Annotated in this window: 1 pseudogene; it reads left to right on the plus strand. The window is 36.9% G+C overall.

The features are described 5' to 3' along the window. Positions 1-224, plus strand: a pseudogene (locus tag P364_RS35930) (cation-transporting P-type ATPase); the annotation flags it as partial. Positions 225-314: the final 90 nt, after the last annotated feature.

The raw sequence follows: 314 nt of genomic DNA on the forward strand, positions 1-314 counted from the left end.
CAGATGATTTAAGAAAATTGTCTTACACTATCCGTTTAAGTAAAAAAACACTGGCTATCATTAAACAAAACGTAGCTTTTTCCTTAGGGATTAAGTTGTTAGCTTTAATACTTATCGTTCCCGGATGGTTGACCTTATGGCTTGCAATTCTGGCTGACATGGGAGCAACTTTGATTGTGACCCTTAACAGCTTAAGACTTTTAAAAATTCAAAAAGAAAAGTAATACGATCCGACCGCTGAAAGGCGGTCCTCTTTGTAATTACTATACTACCCTACTCGTTAGCTTAACGAAAAGACAGCCGACTAATTAGTC

The sequence above is a fragment of the Paenibacillus sp. MAEPY2 genome, assembly GCF_000499205.1.
Taxonomy (GTDB): domain Bacteria; phylum Bacillota; class Bacilli; order Paenibacillales; family Paenibacillaceae; genus Paenibacillus; species Paenibacillus vandeheii.